The 18,631-nt window shown below is 44.5% G+C and carries 13 protein-coding genes; 1 reads left to right on the top strand and 12 read right to left on the bottom strand.

Annotation, left to right across the window (positions count from 1 at the left end):
- Positions 1 to 43 precede the first annotated feature (43 nt).
- Entirely contained in the window at positions 44 to 2,476 is a 2,433-nt protein-coding gene (locus tag ACTU7M_RS05010; protein ID WP_443473281.1) for a hypothetical protein, read from the bottom strand.
- Between the two features lie 299 nt (positions 2,477 to 2,775).
- Here ACTU7M_RS05010 and ACTU7M_RS05005 point away from each other — a divergent pair, with 299 nt between their 5' ends.
- Positions 2,776 to 4,185, top strand: a complete 1,410-nt coding sequence (locus ACTU7M_RS05005; RefSeq protein ID WP_443473280.1) for a YfcC family protein — start codon at positions 2,776 to 2,778, stop codon at positions 4,183 to 4,185.
- A 644-nt stretch (positions 4,186 to 4,829) separates the two neighbouring features.
- On the opposite strand, the gene ACTU7M_RS05000 is transcribed toward ACTU7M_RS05005, so the two are convergent.
- The 11 genes from ACTU7M_RS05000 to ACTU7M_RS04950 all read right to left on the bottom strand — a co-directional run bounded on the left by ACTU7M_RS05000 (position 4,830) and on the right by ACTU7M_RS04950 (position 18,624).
- Positions 4,830 to 5,549: a plasmid pRiA4b ORF-3 family protein gene (locus ACTU7M_RS05000; RefSeq protein ID WP_443473279.1), complete on the bottom strand. Its 720-nt coding sequence runs from the start codon at positions 5,547 to 5,549 to the stop codon at positions 4,830 to 4,832.
- A 25-nt stretch (positions 5,550 to 5,574) separates the two neighbouring features.
- Entirely contained in the window at positions 5,575 to 6,255 is a 681-nt protein-coding gene (locus tag ACTU7M_RS04995; protein ID WP_443473278.1) for a nuclease-related domain-containing protein, read from the bottom strand.
- 462 nt (positions 6,256 to 6,717) lie between these two features.
- Positions 6,718 to 7,041, bottom strand: coding sequence for a hypothetical protein (locus tag ACTU7M_RS04990; RefSeq protein ID WP_443473277.1), 324 nt, complete (start codon positions 7,039 to 7,041; stop codon positions 6,718 to 6,720).
- 67 nt (positions 7,042 to 7,108) lie between these two features.
- Positions 7,109 to 8,983 (bottom strand): right-handed parallel beta-helix repeat-containing protein, encoded by a 1,875-nt coding sequence (locus tag ACTU7M_RS04985; protein ID WP_443473276.1) that lies wholly within the window; start codon positions 8,981 to 8,983, stop codon positions 7,109 to 7,111.
- The gene (locus ACTU7M_RS04980) at positions 8,980 to 11,364 is read right to left on the bottom strand and encodes a glycoside hydrolase family 95 protein (RefSeq protein ID WP_443473275.1); all 2,385 of its coding nucleotides are present in this window, start codon (positions 11,362 to 11,364) and stop codon (positions 8,980 to 8,982) included. The genes ACTU7M_RS04985 and ACTU7M_RS04980 overlap by 4 nt, the downstream gene beginning before the upstream one ends.
- Positions 11,365 to 11,513: 149 nt before the next feature.
- On the bottom strand, positions 11,514 to 13,154 hold the full coding sequence (locus ACTU7M_RS04975) for an alpha-L-fucosidase (protein WP_443473274.1): 1,641 nt from the start codon (positions 13,152 to 13,154) through the stop codon (positions 11,514 to 11,516).
- A 23-nt stretch (positions 13,155 to 13,177) separates the two neighbouring features.
- Entirely contained in the window at positions 13,178 to 13,786 is a 609-nt protein-coding gene (locus ACTU7M_RS04970) for a YesL family protein (protein ID WP_443473273.1), read from the bottom strand.
- A gap of 21 nt (positions 13,787 to 13,807) precedes the next feature.
- On the bottom strand, positions 13,808 to 14,929 hold the full coding sequence (locus ACTU7M_RS04965) for a Gfo/Idh/MocA family protein (RefSeq protein ID WP_443473391.1): 1,122 nt from the start codon (positions 14,927 to 14,929) through the stop codon (positions 13,808 to 13,810).
- 90 nt (positions 14,930 to 15,019) lie between these two features.
- Positions 15,020 to 16,669, bottom strand: a complete 1,650-nt coding sequence (locus ACTU7M_RS04960) for a hypothetical protein (protein WP_443473272.1) — start codon at positions 16,667 to 16,669, stop codon at positions 15,020 to 15,022.
- Between the two features lie 50 nt (positions 16,670 to 16,719).
- Complete coding sequence (locus ACTU7M_RS04955; protein WP_443473271.1) at positions 16,720 to 17,619, bottom strand: carbohydrate ABC transporter permease; 900 nt, start codon at positions 17,617 to 17,619, stop codon at positions 16,720 to 16,722.
- Positions 17,620 to 17,634: 15 nt separating this feature from the next.
- Positions 17,635 to 18,624, bottom strand: coding sequence for an ABC transporter permease (locus ACTU7M_RS04950; protein WP_443473270.1), 990 nt, complete (start codon positions 18,622 to 18,624; stop codon positions 17,635 to 17,637).
- Positions 18,625 to 18,631: the final 7 nt, after the last annotated feature.

The following is an 18,631-nucleotide window of genomic DNA, read 5'->3' as shown; positions in this document are numbered from 1 at the left end:
GGGGTGGGGCAAAAAATGGTGGCGGTGTTAGCTTTTTCGGTGTTTATTGGTATTCTCCTCTCATATTGAACAATCTCATCAAAATCCCCGGTCCTTTATACGGAATTTCCAGCCATTCGTATAGTCCTTTCGCATCAAAGAGCATGCAGTGGTCATCTTTGATTTCCTTGATAATTTCTTTTGGCACATAGCGTTTGTATTGTTCAATCGCCCCAATCTGTTTGCCTTGCATAAAGGTGGACAGATCGAGTTTGATTGTGCGGGTTTCTTTATCTTCTTTTATCTTGTTACGATTCTCGAGGTAGTATGCTTTCACTTGCTCTTTGTATTGGTACTCAAAGGGATTATCGAGTTGAATCCATTGGAAGAACAATTCGGTATTGAGTTCAATGTCGGCACTGTCTTTGGAGCCAACAAGTACTTTCGGGGACAAGGCATTTTTATAGATTTCGGATGGTTTTCCGGCTCCATATCGGGAGATGTTTTCGTCCAGAGTGGCGACCTTGAAAAGAAGGTTACCGGTATATTCATCGAATTTGAATTCTTTACTGCTCGTTCCGAGGTAGAGTTTACGCCATTTTTCGACATTCGTTTCTTTCGAATCATCGTACCGTGTTAAAGGAAAATACTCGGGTAGCTGCAGACCAGCGATTTTATAATAGTCTTTGAAGATTTCCCGCGTATGGTACAAAAAGTCGAAGTTGCCGCGTTCGTGAAAATAATCCCAGCGAAGTGTATCGTCATTCAAACGTGTGGCAAAGCGCACGATGAAATCAAGATAGAGCTGGTCATCGATTTTTGAAAAAACTTTATTATAGGCTGGCTGTGATTCTTTGCGGTATGCTTCGTCAAAGACTTTATCCAGTTTAAGGTAATAGCTTCTCCGGCGGGCTCGTTCTTCCAACGTGTACCCGTCGGCGTTTGTCGTACCGATAATGACGGGACAAGGTTGAAGATTAGCGGCTAAACGGTTCGATGTGTTTACGATCAATTCATTCCCATAGGATCGGTTACTGAAAAAATCTTCAGGAAGTTCATCCAATAATAAAGGCGCCACATTCCCTTCCATCAACCAGTTCTCCAGGACGTTGATGGTTTCTTTTTTGCGACGCGCACCTGTCGAAACAATGGAATTGAAATCCTGGAAGGTTGCGATGTTTATCATTTTTCGCAATGCTTTCAACAAACTGGATTTCCCTGAACCTGCTGTTCCGCCCAAAAACAGGAACTGTGGGATATCGTTGCGTTCTTCTTCTCCCCTGGCTTTTGCTTTTATTTCAAATAAAAAAGGTGCGGTGTAAGTATAAAGAATCGCCTCCATGATGCGTGCGCCGTAAGTCGGTTCGTATTTGACCGTGTATTTCTCAAAAGTTTTGATGAGTGCAGCGATCGTTTCAAGTGATTGTTTGATGGCTTCAGTGGAAGCATGGGTGCCTAGTGGCAGTAGGATATCGGCATTCGTATCGCTCTCCACGAACAAACCAGTGATGTTTTTAGGGATATTACGCTCATGGGGTGAATTAATGAGGCGTGGCCTTTGGGGAATTTGGTTGTCGGGAATGACATTTACTTTGATCTGGATTTGTTTTTTAATCGTTTTGGTCAGGACTTCGCGGGACTTGATTTTGGCTTCTTTGGCATTCGGGGAAACGGAATTTTTGACCAGGATATATGCGGTCTCCTCGATTTTTTGTTGTTTCCGCTTTTCATCTTTTTCATCTTTGTAGTCATCCAGGATATTTCGCATCTCTTCTTGTATTTGGGGTTGGATAATACCCAGCGATATTTTATTTTCAACTTGTTCAATTTTCTCGGTGATGCCCTTCTCCTGTATTTTTTCGAGGTCCTGATTATCAAGCCAAATAATCTCTTCTATATTTTCAAAGTTTCTGGTTTTATTGGCGGCAGTCTTGAGGAGTTCTTGTGGGAAGTAGTTGGTGAGTATAGGTTTCATGTCCTTTTTGTAGTGGTCTAGGATGTGGTCGTACAGGATATGGTTATCATAAATCATGATTGCCTCGAACTGGCTACTTGTTGGGCTAAAGGCTTGGTCAGAGAGGTTAGCGGAACCGGTGATGAGACGCGTTTCTTTGGTTTGTGAGTGACTGAGAAGGTAAAATTTGGAGTGGATGGTGTGGGCTAACGGTACTAACACCTGGATATCGCGATCGTTGATTTTCTCTTTTACGTGGTTGGTGAGTTCTTGGAAAAACTTAGCGGGTTCGTTATTCAAGAGACTATGGATATTATTTTTCAATACCCTGGCGGCTTCGTTGGTGGCGTATTGGATGTGGTCTTCCTGGATGCCCACGGTTAGATGGAGGTGATGGAAATCTGCCAAGTAGCGGTTGAGGAAACTGGGTGAAACGGAGTATGTGACACCTATGAATGTGTCATAACGCGTGCTGTCGAATATTTGGGGGATAGTGAGTGAAGCTGGTGTGTCGTTATGAATGATTAGGGTTGTTGACTTCATATGGATTCCCTCCTTACAGCTTTGTGTTGTTGGCTCTATTGTAATGGATAATTGACATATTTTCCTGTGCCTAGATTTTAAATCACCTCAACCCCTATCATAATTAAAAACAAAAAGCTTTGGGCATACAGACGATTCAAGCGCGTCCCTTTGCCCAAAGCGCCCAATGAATTAAAACAATATTATGATAGGATTAATAAATGGTAGCGGTTTCTTTTTTTAGGGAGGTGGATTTTTGAAAGTATTTGATTTTGTGTCTATTATTGTTGTTTAAAAATTATTTGAGGAGGTTATTCAAGATGGCAGAAGAAAAAGTAAATAAGAAAGACAAAGGAATGCATCCATGGATCATTTTGCTAATCATGTTGGTTCTGGCGATTATCGCAGGTTACCTCATACCATCAGGCATTTACGATAGGGTTGTTCTGGCTGACGGAAGAACTGCAGTGGATCCAAACACTTTCCGATTCGTAACCGAAAACAATTTAACTCTGACCAATATCATGACTGCTATACCAAGAGGAATACGCGAATCTATTGATGTTATCATCATCACCTTCATGATCGGGGGTGCATTTGGGATTATCAAAAAGACCGGAATGTTGAATCTGGGCGTGACTAGTTTGGTTAAAATGTTCAAGAACAACAAACTGGGCATTATTTTTGTGTTATCAGCTGTCTTCGTTGTTATAACGGGTTTTATCGGTGTACCGGAGTTAGCGCTTATCTATATTCCTGTTCTCATGCCTTTGTTGCTTGCTCTGGGATTTGACTCGATGGTAACCGTAGCCATTTCACTCACAGCTACTGCCGCTGGATTTAGCGCAGCCTGGTCGGCACCTGCTACAGTGGGGCTTGGTCATCTACTCGCAGACTTACCACTTTATTCGGGAATGGGCTTCCGGGTCATTACCGCTGGCATATTGATGCTGATTTCATGCATCTATATCGCTATCTATGCAAAAAAAATCTTGAAAGATCCTCAAGCCAGTCTCGTTTACGAGGAAGACTTGGAGACCAAAAAAGAATTTGCGGAAAAAATGGCAGCTGCTGAAGAAACCTATCCCCGAGTTCGTTTGGCAGGGGTAGTGGCTATTCTCCTGTTTATCGGTTTGGTTATCGGTGTCGTTACGCTGAGTTGGAGCTTCAGTGAAATGGCCGGCTATTTCATTCTCCTAGGTGTCATTCCGGGGATTGTGGCGGGAATGAGATTAAATGATCTACTGGATAGTTTTGTAAGCGGGTTGAATGAGATGCTCGTCGGCGCATTCGTTATCGGGATTGCAAGAAGTATAGCAGTTGTGTTGACAGATGCAATGGTGATGGATACCATCATCATGTATCTCGCTAAATTTGTGGTTGTCCTACCAAGTCAGTTAGCTTCTATAGGTATTTTAGCGGTAACCACCTTATTTAACGGTGTCATTGCATCTGGGAGTGGTAAAGCGGTTATTGCCTTGCCGATTATCCTTCCCTTGGCAGACATTACAGATGTAACGCGGCAGACAACTATTTTGGCCTACCAATTAGGTGATGGGATAACCAACGTCCTATGGCCAGCATCTGGTTATTTCATGGCTGCCTTAGCTATAGGTGGAGTGAGTTATAAGAAATGGGTAAAATGGGCATTGCCGCTCATATCAATCGGTCTGGTCACAGCTAGCATCATTGTAGTTGTAGCAAGTTACCTCCAATACGGTCCATTTTAATAAAGTTCAAATTTAGTTTCGAGTCAAAAATGAATCCTGTCTATTATTAGAATGCTGGAGAGAACAGATCCGCCTCCCAATAAGTCTCCCCCACCCTGTGTGGCCGCCGATCGCTACCAATGTTATTTTCGTCCGGCCGTCCATTGAAAAAAAAGGGAGAGCCACAGATTAGATGAATAACGCATTTTATGCAGATAGAACCGGAATCGTTTTTTACATAAGCATTCATTTGTGTTTATCAATAATGAAGGTCCTTTATAGTGGTCTTGGTTAAGTCAGCTTACCAGCCATTATAAAGGATTTTTTTGCGATAAATCGGATTGCTCGGAAATATTTTTCTGGCGAGGGGTTCATTTCAAAAAGAGCTCCGGTATGATGGATTGGCAAAAGTCGGAAGTAAAAATTGGTTTCCAGAATCATTCTTCCGACTTTTTTTGAAACTCGGAAGAAAAATGTGCATCTGGCCGGTTTACTGCCGATTTTCCGGGGTTGCGCCCGTTTGTACTGCTTGGCCGTCTCAAACACCAAAAATTTCTTTATTTAAATGTACGTTTGGGTCTTTAATTCCGAGTATTTTTATACATTTGGTATGGGTTTGTATGGTAAATAAATTATAGTGTCAAAATTATTGGGTTTTCAAAAGCTTAGTTTTTCCGATATTTATCCTCCAGCACCAAATAGTTCTCATGCTTGATTTTACCCCACTCGGTCTTTTTGTAGCTGACTGTTTTGAGCCACTGGTTTATCCTGGTTGGGTCGTATTCGCGGAAATATTGGGACTTAGCCCATTGTTTCATTGATTCGTGTTCGGGATGCTTGGGATTTTGGTAGGCTTTCAGGAATTCGTAAAAACCTGGTATGCCACCGACGTCTTCGGGTGGAGCTGTTTCGGCACCGGCCAATAGTGTAGGGTAACCAAAATAATAGTCGTCGACTACCTCTTCCAACTTGATGGTGAACAGCCAGTCGTCACCGAAGTCATAGAGGTAGTCGATTTGTTTGTATTTTTCGAGATAATTGTCGATTTTAAGCCCGGTTGGTTTGCGCACTTCGGTTTTGAGTCTTTCTTGATGACGTTTTTCAAATTCTCGGAACTTGGGTGGCATTTCTTCTAGATGTTTGTCGTATTTCGCTTTATTTTTCTTGTAGTGTTGGTGTTCGTGATAGGCTTCTTCGTTGTTGGTGACGACTTGGTTTGTTTCGGGCAAATCGAAGCGGTAGAGATGGTAATCAGGTTGGAAATTTGTCACCGCCTGAATCACTTCATGTAGGCGATTGTAAGTCGCGCCGGCCGGCATGATGATTCGTCGCCAAATCAGCGGTTCGGTGTGTTGGAGTTCTATTTTTACGATGTAGGCTTTCATGGTTAGTTTCCTTTCTGTTTGGGTGTTAGTTTCGCCAGGTCATTGCATCAATGTGCGCCTGCTTTGTCGTATCATCTGCCCAGGCATAGCGGGCCAGCTGGTTGTAGTATTTGGTAATTTCCCAGCTAGTCAGAAAATTAGCCGATTCTGCCATGTCGTGTTTGATGGCTTTCACCATCACATTTCGTTTCATCACCTTTACGTTGTTTGAGTGGATGTGCATTTTCTTCAGTTCGCACCGTTGGCTGAAGACGATGTACGACTTGAAGACTTTTTCCTCTGCGTCCAGGTGTTGCCTGATAATGTTGATGTGCTGCTTATTTTGCCAAATGGGGTTGTAGAAGCGAAATTTCTTCCTGTTCTGGAACATCTGGGTCCAGTACCGACTATTTTCGTCACCGAAAATCCAACCACTGTAATTTTTCGATTCGAAGACATAGATGCCGGTTGGTGCCAGCATAATCAGGTCGATTTCGGTGGTGGTTCCGTCTTGTTTCGGCAGATATACGTTGGTCAGTATTTTGTTCTCTTCACCAAGATTTGTCAGATGGCGATAAGTCAGGTATTCCCCTTTTAGCCCGGCATTCATCATCGTTTCCCAGAAACTGTGGCCGCTTGCTTCTTGGTAGCCGGATTTCTGATAAGGGCGTTTGCTGGTGAAATAGATGAAAAGGTAAATGTAAAATATTAATGTTAATAGCTCCATTATCCCAACCCTCCGTAATCGTTCTCATTCACACCGTAACATTACTTTAAATTGGTAAATATTGCAATGAGTTTTGTTATAGCGTATCTAAGTCGGAAATAGAATGGTGAAACTTGAATTTTACTTGAGAGTTTTTGGGAAAAGTCTCAAGTAGAATGCCGGATTGATTGCTTTACTTGAAACTTGTTCGAATGATGTAACCATTAGCTAGTCAAAAATCTTCACTGATATGACATAGAATTAAATTTGCGGTTTTTTATGTCGCACTTTGGCCTCAATGTCTGACATAAAACGACCTAATACTACTTTCTAGTTCCGACTTTTTGCTAGAAGTCGGAACTAGGATTCAGTTTTTTGGGTTTTAGTTCCGGAAGTTAAATTTATGCAGATGTGCATCCAAAAATAAAACCATCTATACAGCTCTAGTGAGCAGGTATAGATGGTTTTATTTTAGTTAGAATCTTATTCCAATCCTGCCAAATAATTGTCATAATTTCTGATGAACATAGTATCATCCGTAGCGGTCATTATGCTTCTGATTTCAGGTCTGGGGTCTAAGTAATTATTGATGTTGGGCGCGTGCTCGTCCACCAAACCCTCCAATGGAATCAGCTGTCCGTTGGAACCGTGTTGCACAAAATCAGTACCTGACAACGTCCAGCTGGAAAACAAGTTGTCCGGTAAATCATTATGTGCGAACATCAAGTCTGCTTGCTCCGTTGCCGTAGGTGTCTTCACACCGAAAACATCAGAAACGGCTGATTCTTCCGCATCATCTTTTGTCACGGTCCAGTTGATTCTGTTCCGTTGAGAGAAATACCAATAAAAACTATATAGGCATTCCTTCTATAAACTAGAATTGATTGTGCTCAACCAAAACCTTTTCACAGGCTTTGTGTTCAAACTGCACTGCGTCCCCTGACATCCCATCGATATCATACAACTTTGTTTTGGAAAACTCGGGATTTTGCACAGGTTGATAGTTGCTAATTGTATTCCCGGTGAAGGTCAGACCACTGACACTTTCGGCTGACAAAATGGGGTTCCCTTGCGTATATATTGTATTGTCGATGATACGGATATTTTTGTGGATAGCCTGTTTGGGACCCGGTAGCTTTCCGCCCAGCGTGATTGGTTTCACCCTGATTAACGCATTAGGAAGATTTGGGTAACCGATTTTCATTAGGTAAAAATGATTGTCACGGATCATCACATCGCGGACAGGTCCTGATTCGTACCAATCTTGTGAATCGTTGGAGATGAAAATGGTGTCCATCGCCATATGCCGGAAGGTATTTCCTTCAATTAGAACTTTCTTCTGCGTCGTGCACAAGATGCCTCGGGTCGGAATGGCTTCAAACAGGTTATCACGAATGATAACAGTCGGTGTATATGTGACGTTTTCGGCGACATACAAACCCTCTCCATTCACTTTAGATGCGATTCCCTCGGGCAAGGGTTGGTGGAACGTGACTATCATCGTTTTTCCGTCATTACCACTTTGACCGGGATGCACCACATCTATTACCGTGTACACTTCCGGATTAAACGTATTGTTCAACGTGTCGCGGCGATAAAAAGCCACCTCATTGCCAGGATAATACTGTGGGAATCCGCCCTGTTGGCGATGGACATAGCTGAGTTTCAGGGTCCTATCGTCCAGTTGTTCCTCCACGCGCGTAAACGTCCCGTGAATATTGATAGCATCATCGTGGGCATGACTGAAATAGCAGCCCTCGATTCGAATCAAGCCACTCGCCCCGGAAACATGGATCAAATCGGCAAAGCCAGTCGCATAACGGCCGGTGCCTGCCCGCGGCTCAAAGGTGCAGTGCAAGAATGAAACATTGTACGCCATCTGGGTCAACCAGCCGAACCCATCCAGGTAATGCACCGTGACTTTTTCTACGACGACATCACTGCTCTCCCAAATGAAGGCCCCAGCCGTGTGTCGATCGGGTCTGGCCGTGAATTCGAATTGTACATCTTTTTGGTGAAGTGTGGGCCTTTCATTGCCATAATAAATTCGCACACATTCTTGCCGAATAGGTACAATGCGGGTATAGGAGGCGGCGAAGGGTCCCTCCGCGAGTGGGTACCTCTTTTTGACGTCTTGATCCGGATGATAGGCAACGATTGTGACCAAATTATTATCGTTGTACGTCTGCCAATAGGGGGTGTTGGTTGCTTGGTTATTGCCACCGTGCCAATGGATTTTTTTGCCGTTGTTCTCGACTTCATAGGTGAAACAAGAGGGAATCGAAAAATCGGTATACATCTCCCCATTCTCTTCTCCCGTACCGTCAATCCGCATTTCGATGACCGTCGGCACTACCAAGTCCCAAGAAAAATTATAAAGGTGGATATTTTGCGACCGGATTACTGCCAACGCCATGCTGTCACCGTGAATCTGGAACAACGAACCATTACCGTTTAGAATCAAGTCTTGTTGCTCCTCCACCAAAAGTGCAATTGTCTTTTCCGGATAATCGACACTGTCGGTGTTGGATGTATGCACGGTCCTTTTTTGGGCAGACTCCTTGCGTAATTGATACGTCCCTTCCGGAAAATCAATCACTTTTGGGCCTTCGATATTTTTGGAAAAATTGAGAGCCTGCCAGATTGCTTCGGTACTGTCTGTCGCCCCAGTAGGATCAGCACCAAAATCCACTACATTAATAACCTGTGAGCAGGCTGCAAGTGTCTTTTCAATTTCAATTGTTTTCATGGTAAAACTCCTCGTACCAACTGGCTCGTTTTCTTCAAACTGATTTTTTGATTTTTCGTCGTGGGAAGCGTGATGAAGCCTTCTTGTGGTTGCAACTCGGCATCCCCGTTAAAATACAGGGGTTCCTCAGTCCGCATAACTAAAGGTCGGCCGCATAAGCTGGTCACTTCAACTTGGGTAATCGTCCCTTCTTCCCACTGCAGACTCACCTCGAAGCCGCCCTGGGCACGCAAGCCTGAAACGGCACCGTTCGCCCATGCATCTGGGAGTGCCGGCAACAAATCTAGATAACCCTGGTGCGACTGGAGCAACATTTCCGAAACCCCGGCGGTGAAGCTGAAGTTCCCGTCGATTTGGAACGGAGGATGGGCCCCCAACAGGTTCGGGTACAAGCCGCCACCGGACATGCTTTCTGTTGAAACAGCCACCAAGTTGAACAATTGGTCAAACAGGGATAGAATCCGTTCGCCGTTATTCAAACGAGCCCAGAGACAAATTTTCCAGCCCAGGCTCCAGCCGGTCCCCACATCTCCGCGCTCATTCAAGGTGTTTTCTACCGCCGCCACCAACGGATTCCCAGGCGTTATTTCCTGGCCGGGGTAGACAGCATATAAGTGCGAAACATGACGATGCTGCGGTTCGGAATCATCAAAATCATCCAACCATTCCTGCAGCTGTCCCCGTTTCCCGACTTGTAGCGGGTGGAGACGTGCTTTTGCTTGTTTGACGTCCTGGAGCCAACTCTCCTCGATACCGAGAACTTCAGCAGCTTCCAAAACGATGGCAAAGAGATCACCGATAATTTCCAGGTCCATAGTTGTCCCTTTCGTCACTGCTCCTATCTGTCCCTCGTACAGGAATTGATTTTCCGGGGAAGTGGATGGCGAGGTTATCAAGTAGCCACTGTCATCCTCAATCAGCCAATCCAAGCAAAAGAAGGCGGAGCCCTTCAAGATTGGGAAAGCTTCTGTGCGTAAGTAGTCTTCATCCTGGGAATACAAATAATGTTCCCATAAATGACGGCAAAGCCATGGACCCGACATAGGCCAATAAGCCCAAGTTGCATCCCCATGTCCTTCGCTCCCTACCGGATAGGTATGTCGCCACAAATCGGTATTATGGTGAGCCGTCCATCCGCGGATACCATACCAATCCGTCACCATCTTTTCGCCGGTCACAGCCATTTCCTGGAGCATTTTTAATAATGGTTTATGGCATTCAGATAAATTGGTGACTTCGGCTGGCCAATAATTCATCGGCGTATTAATATTCAGCGTATAGTTGGAAGACCACGGTGCGCGCGTCAAAGGATTCCAAATGCCTTGCAAGTTGGCGGGTTGCGAGCCTTCCCGTGATGAGGCGATCAACAGATATCGACCATAATGGAACAATAATTCTACTAAGCCCAAATCGGCCGCTCCTTTTTCCAGAACGCGTAAATCGGTATCGTCCGCCGCGTCCTCTAAACCGCCCAAATCCAAGGCCACCCGATTGAATAGCTGTTGGTGATCCGCTTCGTGGATCTGCTTTAAGTCTTCATAAGAAAGAGCCATTGCCTTAGTGAGGGTTTCTTGGTTTTTTTGCGTTATCGGTTGGTAATCCCGACCGGGCATGCGGTCAAATCCATTAAAGGAAGTAGCAACAGCAAAATAGAGAGTGATAGATGTGGCTTCCCTAATCCAGACTTTCCCGCCTGTTGCGCTGATGTGACCGTCATCTGTTGCAATACCCAACCTGCCCTCAAAGTGAATGGCTTTACTCTGTCTCGGCTCCCCGTAACGGATGGGGGTAGAACTCTCATGGACATAAACCGGATCACAGGATTCCGGACATATACCTCGTAAAACCAAACTTTCATCCGCATATAGGCTATCAGCCATCAACGTGCTATCCAAGGTCACGCCGATATTCAAATGTTTTGCGGCTGAACTTGTTAAATGAACAACCATAACCTGGTGCGGATGCGAAATGAATGCTTCCCGTTTATATGTCACTGCTCCTATTTGGTATTCAACTAGGGATAGGGCTCTTTCGATATCCAGAATTCGCTTGTACCCTTCCGCAATATCGCCATGCAATGACTGGATATAAAGATTCCCCAATGGTAGATAACTCTCTGTATATGGACCAAACAATTTTTTTGTCTCTTCATTCGCTGTTTCATATTCTTTGGCATCAATCAGTGCACGGATTCGTTCCAAAACCGGTTGATTATCTTTTTTCACTACTGGTTCCGGGGGGCCAGACCATAGCGTATCTTCATTTAGTTGAAACTGATCGATTTCGATTCCACCAAAATGCATGGCACCAATCCGGCCATTTCCAAGGGGCAATGCTTCTGTCCATGTGTTGGCAGCTTGGCTGTATTTCAATTGATTCAATCTAAACACCTCTTCTTCTTTTCATAAATAGCTAAACAGGCTAACCCGTTTGAAAAAACCATGATATTTTTTTACTATTAAAAACCCCTCAATGGGAAATGTAACCTGCATACATTTTCTTTGAGGGGTTCTTTTCGAGCAATTGAAAATTAAAGGATGGTGACTTCAATTTCTCCTGTCCCGATAACGGCTGTTTCAGCGTCGTCCGAAACAATCCGGACATGGAAACGCACCGGAGTTTCGGGGATGGTAAAGGGAACAGTAGCAATCTGGACCGAATGTCTCCCTTCCTCCAGGTTTAAGTTTTGGATATTATCACGGTAGTGTCGGCCATGAACAGCGGTATCTGGATGTGTGGAAAGCGCCACACATGCATTTTTTTCTCCTGTTTTCATCAAATGAATAGTCACGGGTTCACCGCGTTTGACCGATATTTTTTCGTCTGCGACGGATACATGCGCACCGATATTTTTCTCGTTGGAAATCGTTTCTTTTTGGCTTAGCCCACTGTCATACAGCTTCATTGAACTTAAAGCCGGCTTTCCAATGGCATCCAGTATTGTTACTTTTAAGCGATTGGTTTCAAAACGATCTGTTAACAGCCACCGTTTCGCCCCTAGCGTCGTGCCTTCTACCACTACCTGCCAACCATCCGCCAACCAAGCAGAAACTATGAACTGTCCAATCCGTTGACCGTTGGCGATTGCTTCCTTCAGTTCAATCAAATCAGCATTAATGACCTCGTCAAATTGGAATTCATATTCCCAGCCGTCAAGGTGTTCTGTCCTCGTCCACTGGTCCAAGACCTCCGTTGCCTGGATGCGGTCCAACTCTTTACGGAATCCACGCAGAACTGCCACATCCTCTTCCGCAAACTGCCCCTCCTTGTTCGGTGGGATATTCAACAATAATGGTGCGCCTCGACCAACTGAATCAAAATAGATGCTCAGTAATTCGGGAACGCTTTTCAGATGTTGATTTTCCGCATAAAACCAACCGCTACGGATGGATACGTCGGCCTCTCCAACCGAATACATATCCCCTGCAGGGTCTCCGTGGTTCAAATAGTCAGGATCACTGTTCTTCTTTTCGGCCATTTTCGCTCGGGAGACACGCTGCCATAGTGGGTCACCGGCACGTCCCGACTCGTTACCAATCCAGCGTACAGAAGTTGGATCCTCACTGAAGATACACACGTCATCTCCCAACCGGGAACGAATATATTCAAACCACCCTTCAAAATCATAGGTGACTTTTTGGGCACCTTCACCGCGCGCGCCGTCCATCCAAATCTCGACAAATCGGCCATTGTTTCCGTAAGCGGGGTTCTCTAAAATTTCTTTTAGTTGGTCTAGATAATAAGCATTGTAGGCATCCTGGTGCACAACCGTGTAGCGCTCATCATGGACGTCCCAAGGTGATAAATATATACCCAAGCCCATATCGTATTTCGTGACGGCTTTGGAAACCTCAAGTAACAAATCACCCTCGCCATCCCGCCACGGGCTCAGGGCAACAGTGTAATCTGTATATTTTGAAGGATATAGGACAAAACCATCATGGTGCTTGACGACCAGAATGACCCTTTTAAAGCCCGTTTCTTTTAATATCTTGATCCACTGGTCTGCATCCAGCGCTTTAGGGTTAAAAATGGCAGGATCTTCCATACCATCTCCCCATTCTCTTTCATAGAACGTATTCATCCCAAAATGGATAAAAGCGGCTAATTCTTCCTCATGATATGCCAACTGAGCCGAACTTGGCAATGGAACATTATAATTCTGATTCATGTGTAATTCTATCCCTTCAAAAATTATGATGGCATAATTTGGAGTTGCTGGAATTTTCGATCGGCGAACCAATAAATCCCGTAGGCACCTCCGCTAAAGAAAAATAACAAGAAAATAAACAGATAATGATAGGCCAGCATTATCCAGGCAGCCAAAATAATAAGACAAGCCAGCGATAGGTGGAGCTGATAGATTCCCAATTTCAAACTGTTCAATAATGCTTCCTTTAAAGAGGAAGAAATATGGGTGATGACCGGAAACAGATGCAAGAGACCCAGCAGATAGAGCATACCGAGAAAAACAGTTGCACTGTAGATAATTGTTTTGTAGGGCACTGATGTGTATGACAAGAGATAGAAATTTGAGAACAAAAGGAAACCTACAATTGTGTAAATACTCCCAGCGCTGAGACTCAATCGCCAATTGCCAAAAAATGCTTCCCTATAGTCCCGCCACACTGATATTTCCCCTGTCCCATGCCATTTGCGAACAACCCCGAACAAAGCAGCAGTCGCCGGTAAAATTGTAACGATTGGCAAACAACTTAATAAAAACAAGATATTCAAATACATCAAGTTGTACATTTTTAAGCCAATCTGATACAACTGGCCATCCGTATTCAATCTTTCCAATTTATCCACCTCTTTCAAGAACTAAAATGTAACGAGTTCAAAACGTCTTTTTTCTGCTGATTCTTTCGCCTTCAGACACATTAAGGCACTCAAAAGGCCATCTTCCATCGTTGCCTTGGGTGCTTCTTCCTTCTTCATCATACCAATGAAATTCCGCGCAATACCATCATCGCCGCCATAGTGCGCCAACCATTCCGGTGTGTCGAATGCATAGGTTTCCACTCGATTTTGATGGTGCATAGCGATCTTAATCTCCTGCGTATAAAAATCAAATTCAAGTGTGCCTTTATAGCCGATTAATCTCGCTCCACGTCGGGCAGCTTTTTTTCGGGAATAGAAATTTTGCGAATAGACGACATGCATACCCGATTCGTATTGAATCAGGACACTGGCAGAATCATGGTTGCCCGTATCCTTGGAAAACGGATCATACTCCCCTTCAGGTGCCTCTCCATAAATACTTCTGACAAAGGGGCTTTCTGGAGACGTCCACTTTTCATCGCTGTTCTCCCATAAAAGACCAGCTGGTTTGTCACCATTATAGATTTGCTTGGATTCCATCGCAGAGATTACTTGCGGCTTGATGCCAAGAAGAAAGTTGATATAATCCAGATCATGGGTCGCCTTTTGCAAAAACAATCCACCAGTTTCTTTCTCATCACGGTACCAGCTTTGGTAGTAAACCCCGCCATAAGGTACATTGTTGACGGCCTGGACGTGTTCGATGGTTCCCAGTAAGCCTGAATCAACGATTTCTTTCACCTTCTGGGTGATTTCTGCGAAACGCAAGGGGAACGAGACTAACACCGGAGATGGGGATTTTTCATAACTTTCCTTCAGCTTCAACAAATCCGTCATGGTTGTCGCAACTGGTTTTTCCAGGATAAAAGGCACCTTGTATGGCAACACGCGTGAAGCCATTTCTGTATGTAACGAGCAGCGGGTCCCGATGAGGATCCCATCCGGTTTTTCCGTTTCAATCAAGGCTTCTGGCGTTGGATGGTAACGGAAATCTCGCCCTGCTTTTTTTATTTCTTCTTCCCTTGGATCGCTGATTAATATCTGGGTATCTGGCTCCCACCGCAAGACGTCTTCCACCATTGTCTGCGTGCGGGCCCCGTAACCAATTACACCTAATTTCATCACGTATCGTGACCTCCCATTTAAAAGGTTTTAAAAAAAGGCTCTCCCGTTTAATAGCTAAGATTAAACTAGGAGAACCGCTACTAAATACTACTGTTGTGCGTCATAAGATTCTTGATAGATTTCTAGATAACGATTTGCTTGTAATTGGTCAAAGCCTTTTATGTAGTTGTCCCAATCTTTATCAATATCTTTCGCTCCTGTAATGAATTGAACCGTATTTTCATCGATGTATTTCTTCAAGTTAACTTGTAGCAAATTCAATTCATCCGCATATTCCGGTGCAAGCCATGCTGCTTCGGAATTGAAGTTCTCTTCAGGTTCGAAGCCGTCATACTTCAAGGTCGCATTGTATAGGCGACGTTCATAACCTAATATGGAGAATTCGTCCGTGTCGGCTGCGATGGAATCTCGTAATTCACGTGTTAAGGCGAAAGGACCTTTTTCTCCCCAAGCAAAATCAATTTTTTCTTCTGAAGGAACTTCTAATGTGGCATACTTTGCTTGTTCCCCAAGTAAATCAATATCTTCTGGTCCCCCTGCTTGCCAATCCAGTCCTTCTTTTCCTTTTGTGAACATCATTGTTCCCTCTTCGGAATAAGCAAAATCAGCCAATTTCAATAGTGCGATTGCTTGTTCTTCACTCGCTTCATTCGTTATGGCAAAAGTGAAAAACTTAATGTCTCCATAATCAGATGGAGTAAATTGTGCCCCACCTGGTCCCTTCAAAGGAGTCACCACATCGTAAGACCTGGATGCTTCGTGTGCAAGGTCAGTTAGGATGGCCAGATGCGAACCTGCCCCAGCACCCAGAACAACCGTACCATCTCCCGGCGTACCGAGCTGTTTATAAGCATCAGAATTTTGAGTGTACGCAGCTGGATCAATCAAACCTTCCTGATACAAGGAATTGATATACTTCAAGCCTTCTTTCCATTCCTCTTGCATTGGTGCCAATTCCAGAGTGCCATTCTTGACGTTGATGAAATCTTTGCCGTTATTTGGCAGGAACGCATTCATCAAGAAAATCGACGGGTCATTTCCTAACTGCCCTGGCTCACCACTCAAAGGAATTTCATCCTGGATCCCGTTACCATTTGGATCATCGTTCTTGAACGCTTGCAATACCGTGCGGAATTCCTCTGTAGTGGCTGGCATTTCCAAACCTAGGTTATCCAACCACTCAGTATTAATCCAGACTTTACCATAACGGGAGCTGTGATAAGCTTCGTTAATAGGTGGTAAAGCATAGATATTCCCGTCTGGTGAAGTAATGCCTTTTTCCAGATATGGAAGTTCTTCCATCAATTTCTTTAGATTGGGCATATGTTCATCAATCAAGTCGTTTAGGCGAATAAAAACACCTTCTTGACCGTATTTTTGTGCTTCCACTTTTGTGATTGGATCGAGCCAGTTAATCACCCAGTAGGCATCTGGGAAATCCCCACTCGCCAATGACAACTGCCGTTTTTCCTTGGCCGCTGCCTGATTAACAGTCTCAAAATTGATGTTGAGGCCGAATTCTTCTTCTACATACTGGGTGAGTTCATTCGTTTCACTATTTGGATCGGATTCATATGACATGACCGGCATAAAGATGGTCACATCAGTTTTCCCCTCAGAATCTGATCCCACTTCGCTTGTTTGGTTTCCTTCTGCTTTAGGCACACATGCCACTAAAGTAAAGGCGGTCGCACCAAGCATGACCGAACGTGCTAAGTATTTTTTATGGTTTTTCATCATTCATCCATCCTTATATTTTTAATTCAAAGTGCAAGCACTTTGATTGACTAACCTTTTACCGAACCAATCAACATCCCTTTGACAAAATGCTTCTGTGCAAACGGATAAAGCATCAATACCGGCACACTGGAAACTACGATCAAGGAATACTTCATTAAATCTTTCATGCCTTGCATTTTCAGCATTTCTTCCACGCTCATCGACGGATCGGTATCCAAAACAAGGATGTCCCTCAGGATCAATTGCAAAGGGTAAAGCGCTTCCGATTTCAAGTAAATTAAAGCTTCAAAATACATGTTCCAGCGCATGATGGCATACATCAAAACGAGGACCGCGATTATCGGTTTCGAAAGTGGCAAGACGACCTTGAAGATGAACTGGAAATCAGAACAGCCATCGATTTCACTCGATTCCACCAATTCATTCGGGATGGTCTGCTGGAAAAAGGTCCGGGCGATTATCACCTGAAATGCTGCCAATGCGGACGGCAATAACAATGCCCAGATGGAGTCCAATAAATTCAAGTTGCGGACGACCAAGTACACGGGAATCAACCCGGCATCAAACAGCATCGTAAAGACCAAGACCTTCATCAAGAAATTCCGGCCCACGAAGGTATTGCGTGACAAGGGATACGCCAGCATGATGGTCAAGACCACACTGATCAAAGTCCCGAAGACGGTGTAAAACAACGAATTGGAAAAGCCGCGGAAAATGTCATCATTCTGGAAAACGGTGCGGTACCCTTCCAAGCCCGGATCGACCGGCAACAGCCAAACCTGACCGGATGTAACCGCCTGTGCCCCACTGAATGAAGCGCTCACAATATAGATGAGAGGATACAGGACCAAAAGCAGCACAATTGTCAAAAAGACATACACGACAAACATGAAGATACGGTCATAATTCGATTCTTGAATCTGGGATTTTTTCTTCGCTAACTGCATGTTACCCTTCCTCCTTTACCATATTTTGCCTGTGCTGGAAAACTTCCCAACAATCTTGTTCGCAGTGAAAATCAAGATGAAGTTGACGACCGAATTGAACAGGCCGACTGCCGTGGCGAAGCTGTAATTCGCTCCCAGCACTCCGATTTTGTAAACGAAGGTCGAGATGACCTCGGAACTGCTGACGTTGAGCGGGTTTTGCAAGAGGTAGATTTTCTCATAGCCCAGCGACATGATGCTGCCCACGTTCAATACCAGTAAGACGATGATGATTGGCATGATACCCGGTAAATCGACGTTCAGGATTTTTTGTAACCGGTTTGCCCCATCCACTTTTGCGGCTTCATATAGTTGCGGGTCGATTCCGGACAAGGCAGCGATATAGATGACCGCTGAATACCCGGTTGTCTGCCAGACACCCGACCAAACATAGATATGTTTGAAGGCAGACGCATTCCCCATGAAGTTGATGGGATCTATCCCAAACAAGCCCAGGATGTTGTTGACAAGTCCCCCATTTGGCGAAAGTAACAAAATAATGATGGAAACCAGGACCACCGTCGAGATGAAGTAAGGCGCGAACGTGATGGTCTGGACGACTTTTTTGAAGCGTTCATTCTTGGCCTCATTCAATGCCAAGGCCAGGATAATCGGGATGGCCGTTCCCAACACAAGTTGGTATAGACTGATTGATAGCGTGTTCTTCAATAAGGTAGAGAAGTTCGGGCTGTCCAAGAAGGCCCGGAAATGTTTCAGTCCCGCCCAATCACTCCCGAATATCCCTTTGGTCACGCTGTAATCCTTGAAGGCAATCGTTACCCCTGCCATCGGATAAATCTTAAACAGGAACAAGAAGGTCACCGGCAGGATGACCAGCAAGTAAAGTTGCCAATGCTTCTTAATTTTTTTCCAGGTGCTACTCTTCAGGAAAGTAACCTTTGTTCCCGTGTTCTGATCGGGATAAGAAGAAGCAGAAATGTCTTGCGTCAATTCTTCAGACTCCATAATATTG

The sequence above is a fragment of the Jeotgalibaca sp. A122 genome (assembly GCF_052266715.1).
Lineage (GTDB): Bacteria > Bacillota > Bacilli > Lactobacillales > Aerococcaceae > Jeotgalibaca.
Note: the sequence above shows the minus strand (reverse complement) of the source record. Positions and strands in the feature narration are given on the sequence as shown.

What these genes read in the sequence shown, in the direction of transcription:
- ACTU7M_RS05010 (WP_443473281.1), bottom strand. Translation starts at nt 2,476, where the DNA reads ATGAAGTCAACAACCCTAATCATTCATAACGACACACCAGCTTCACTC.
- ACTU7M_RS05005 (WP_443473280.1), top strand. Translation starts at nt 2,776, where the DNA reads ATGGCAGAAGAAAAAGTAAATAAGAAAGACAAAGGAATGCATCCATGG.
- ACTU7M_RS05000 (WP_443473279.1), bottom strand. Translation starts at nt 5,549, where the DNA reads ATGAAAGCCTACATCGTAAAAATAGAACTCCAACACACCGAACCGCTG.
- ACTU7M_RS04995 (WP_443473278.1), bottom strand. Translation starts at nt 6,255, where the DNA reads ATGGAGCTATTAACATTAATATTTTACATTTACCTTTTCATCTATTTC.
- ACTU7M_RS04985 (WP_443473276.1), bottom strand. Translation starts at nt 8,983, where the DNA reads ATGAAAACAATTGAAATTGAAAAGACACTTGCAGCCTGCTCACAGGTT.
- ACTU7M_RS04975 (WP_443473274.1), bottom strand. Translation starts at nt 13,154, where the DNA reads ATGAATCAGAATTATAATGTTCCATTGCCAAGTTCGGCTCAGTTGGCA.
- ACTU7M_RS04965 (WP_443473391.1), bottom strand. Translation starts at nt 14,929, where the DNA reads ATGAAATTAGGTGTAATTGGTTACGGGGCCCGCACGCAGACAATGGTG.
- ACTU7M_RS04960 (WP_443473272.1), bottom strand. Translation starts at nt 16,669, where the DNA reads ATGAAAAACCATAAAAAATACTTAGCACGTTCGGTCATGCTTGGTGCG.
- ACTU7M_RS04955 (WP_443473271.1), bottom strand. Translation starts at nt 17,619, where the DNA reads ATGCAGTTAGCGAAGAAAAAATCCCAGATTCAAGAATCGAATTATGAC.
- ACTU7M_RS04950 (WP_443473270.1), bottom strand. Translation starts at nt 18,624, where the DNA reads ATGGAGTCTGAAGAATTGACGCAAGACATTTCTGCTTCTTCTTATCCC.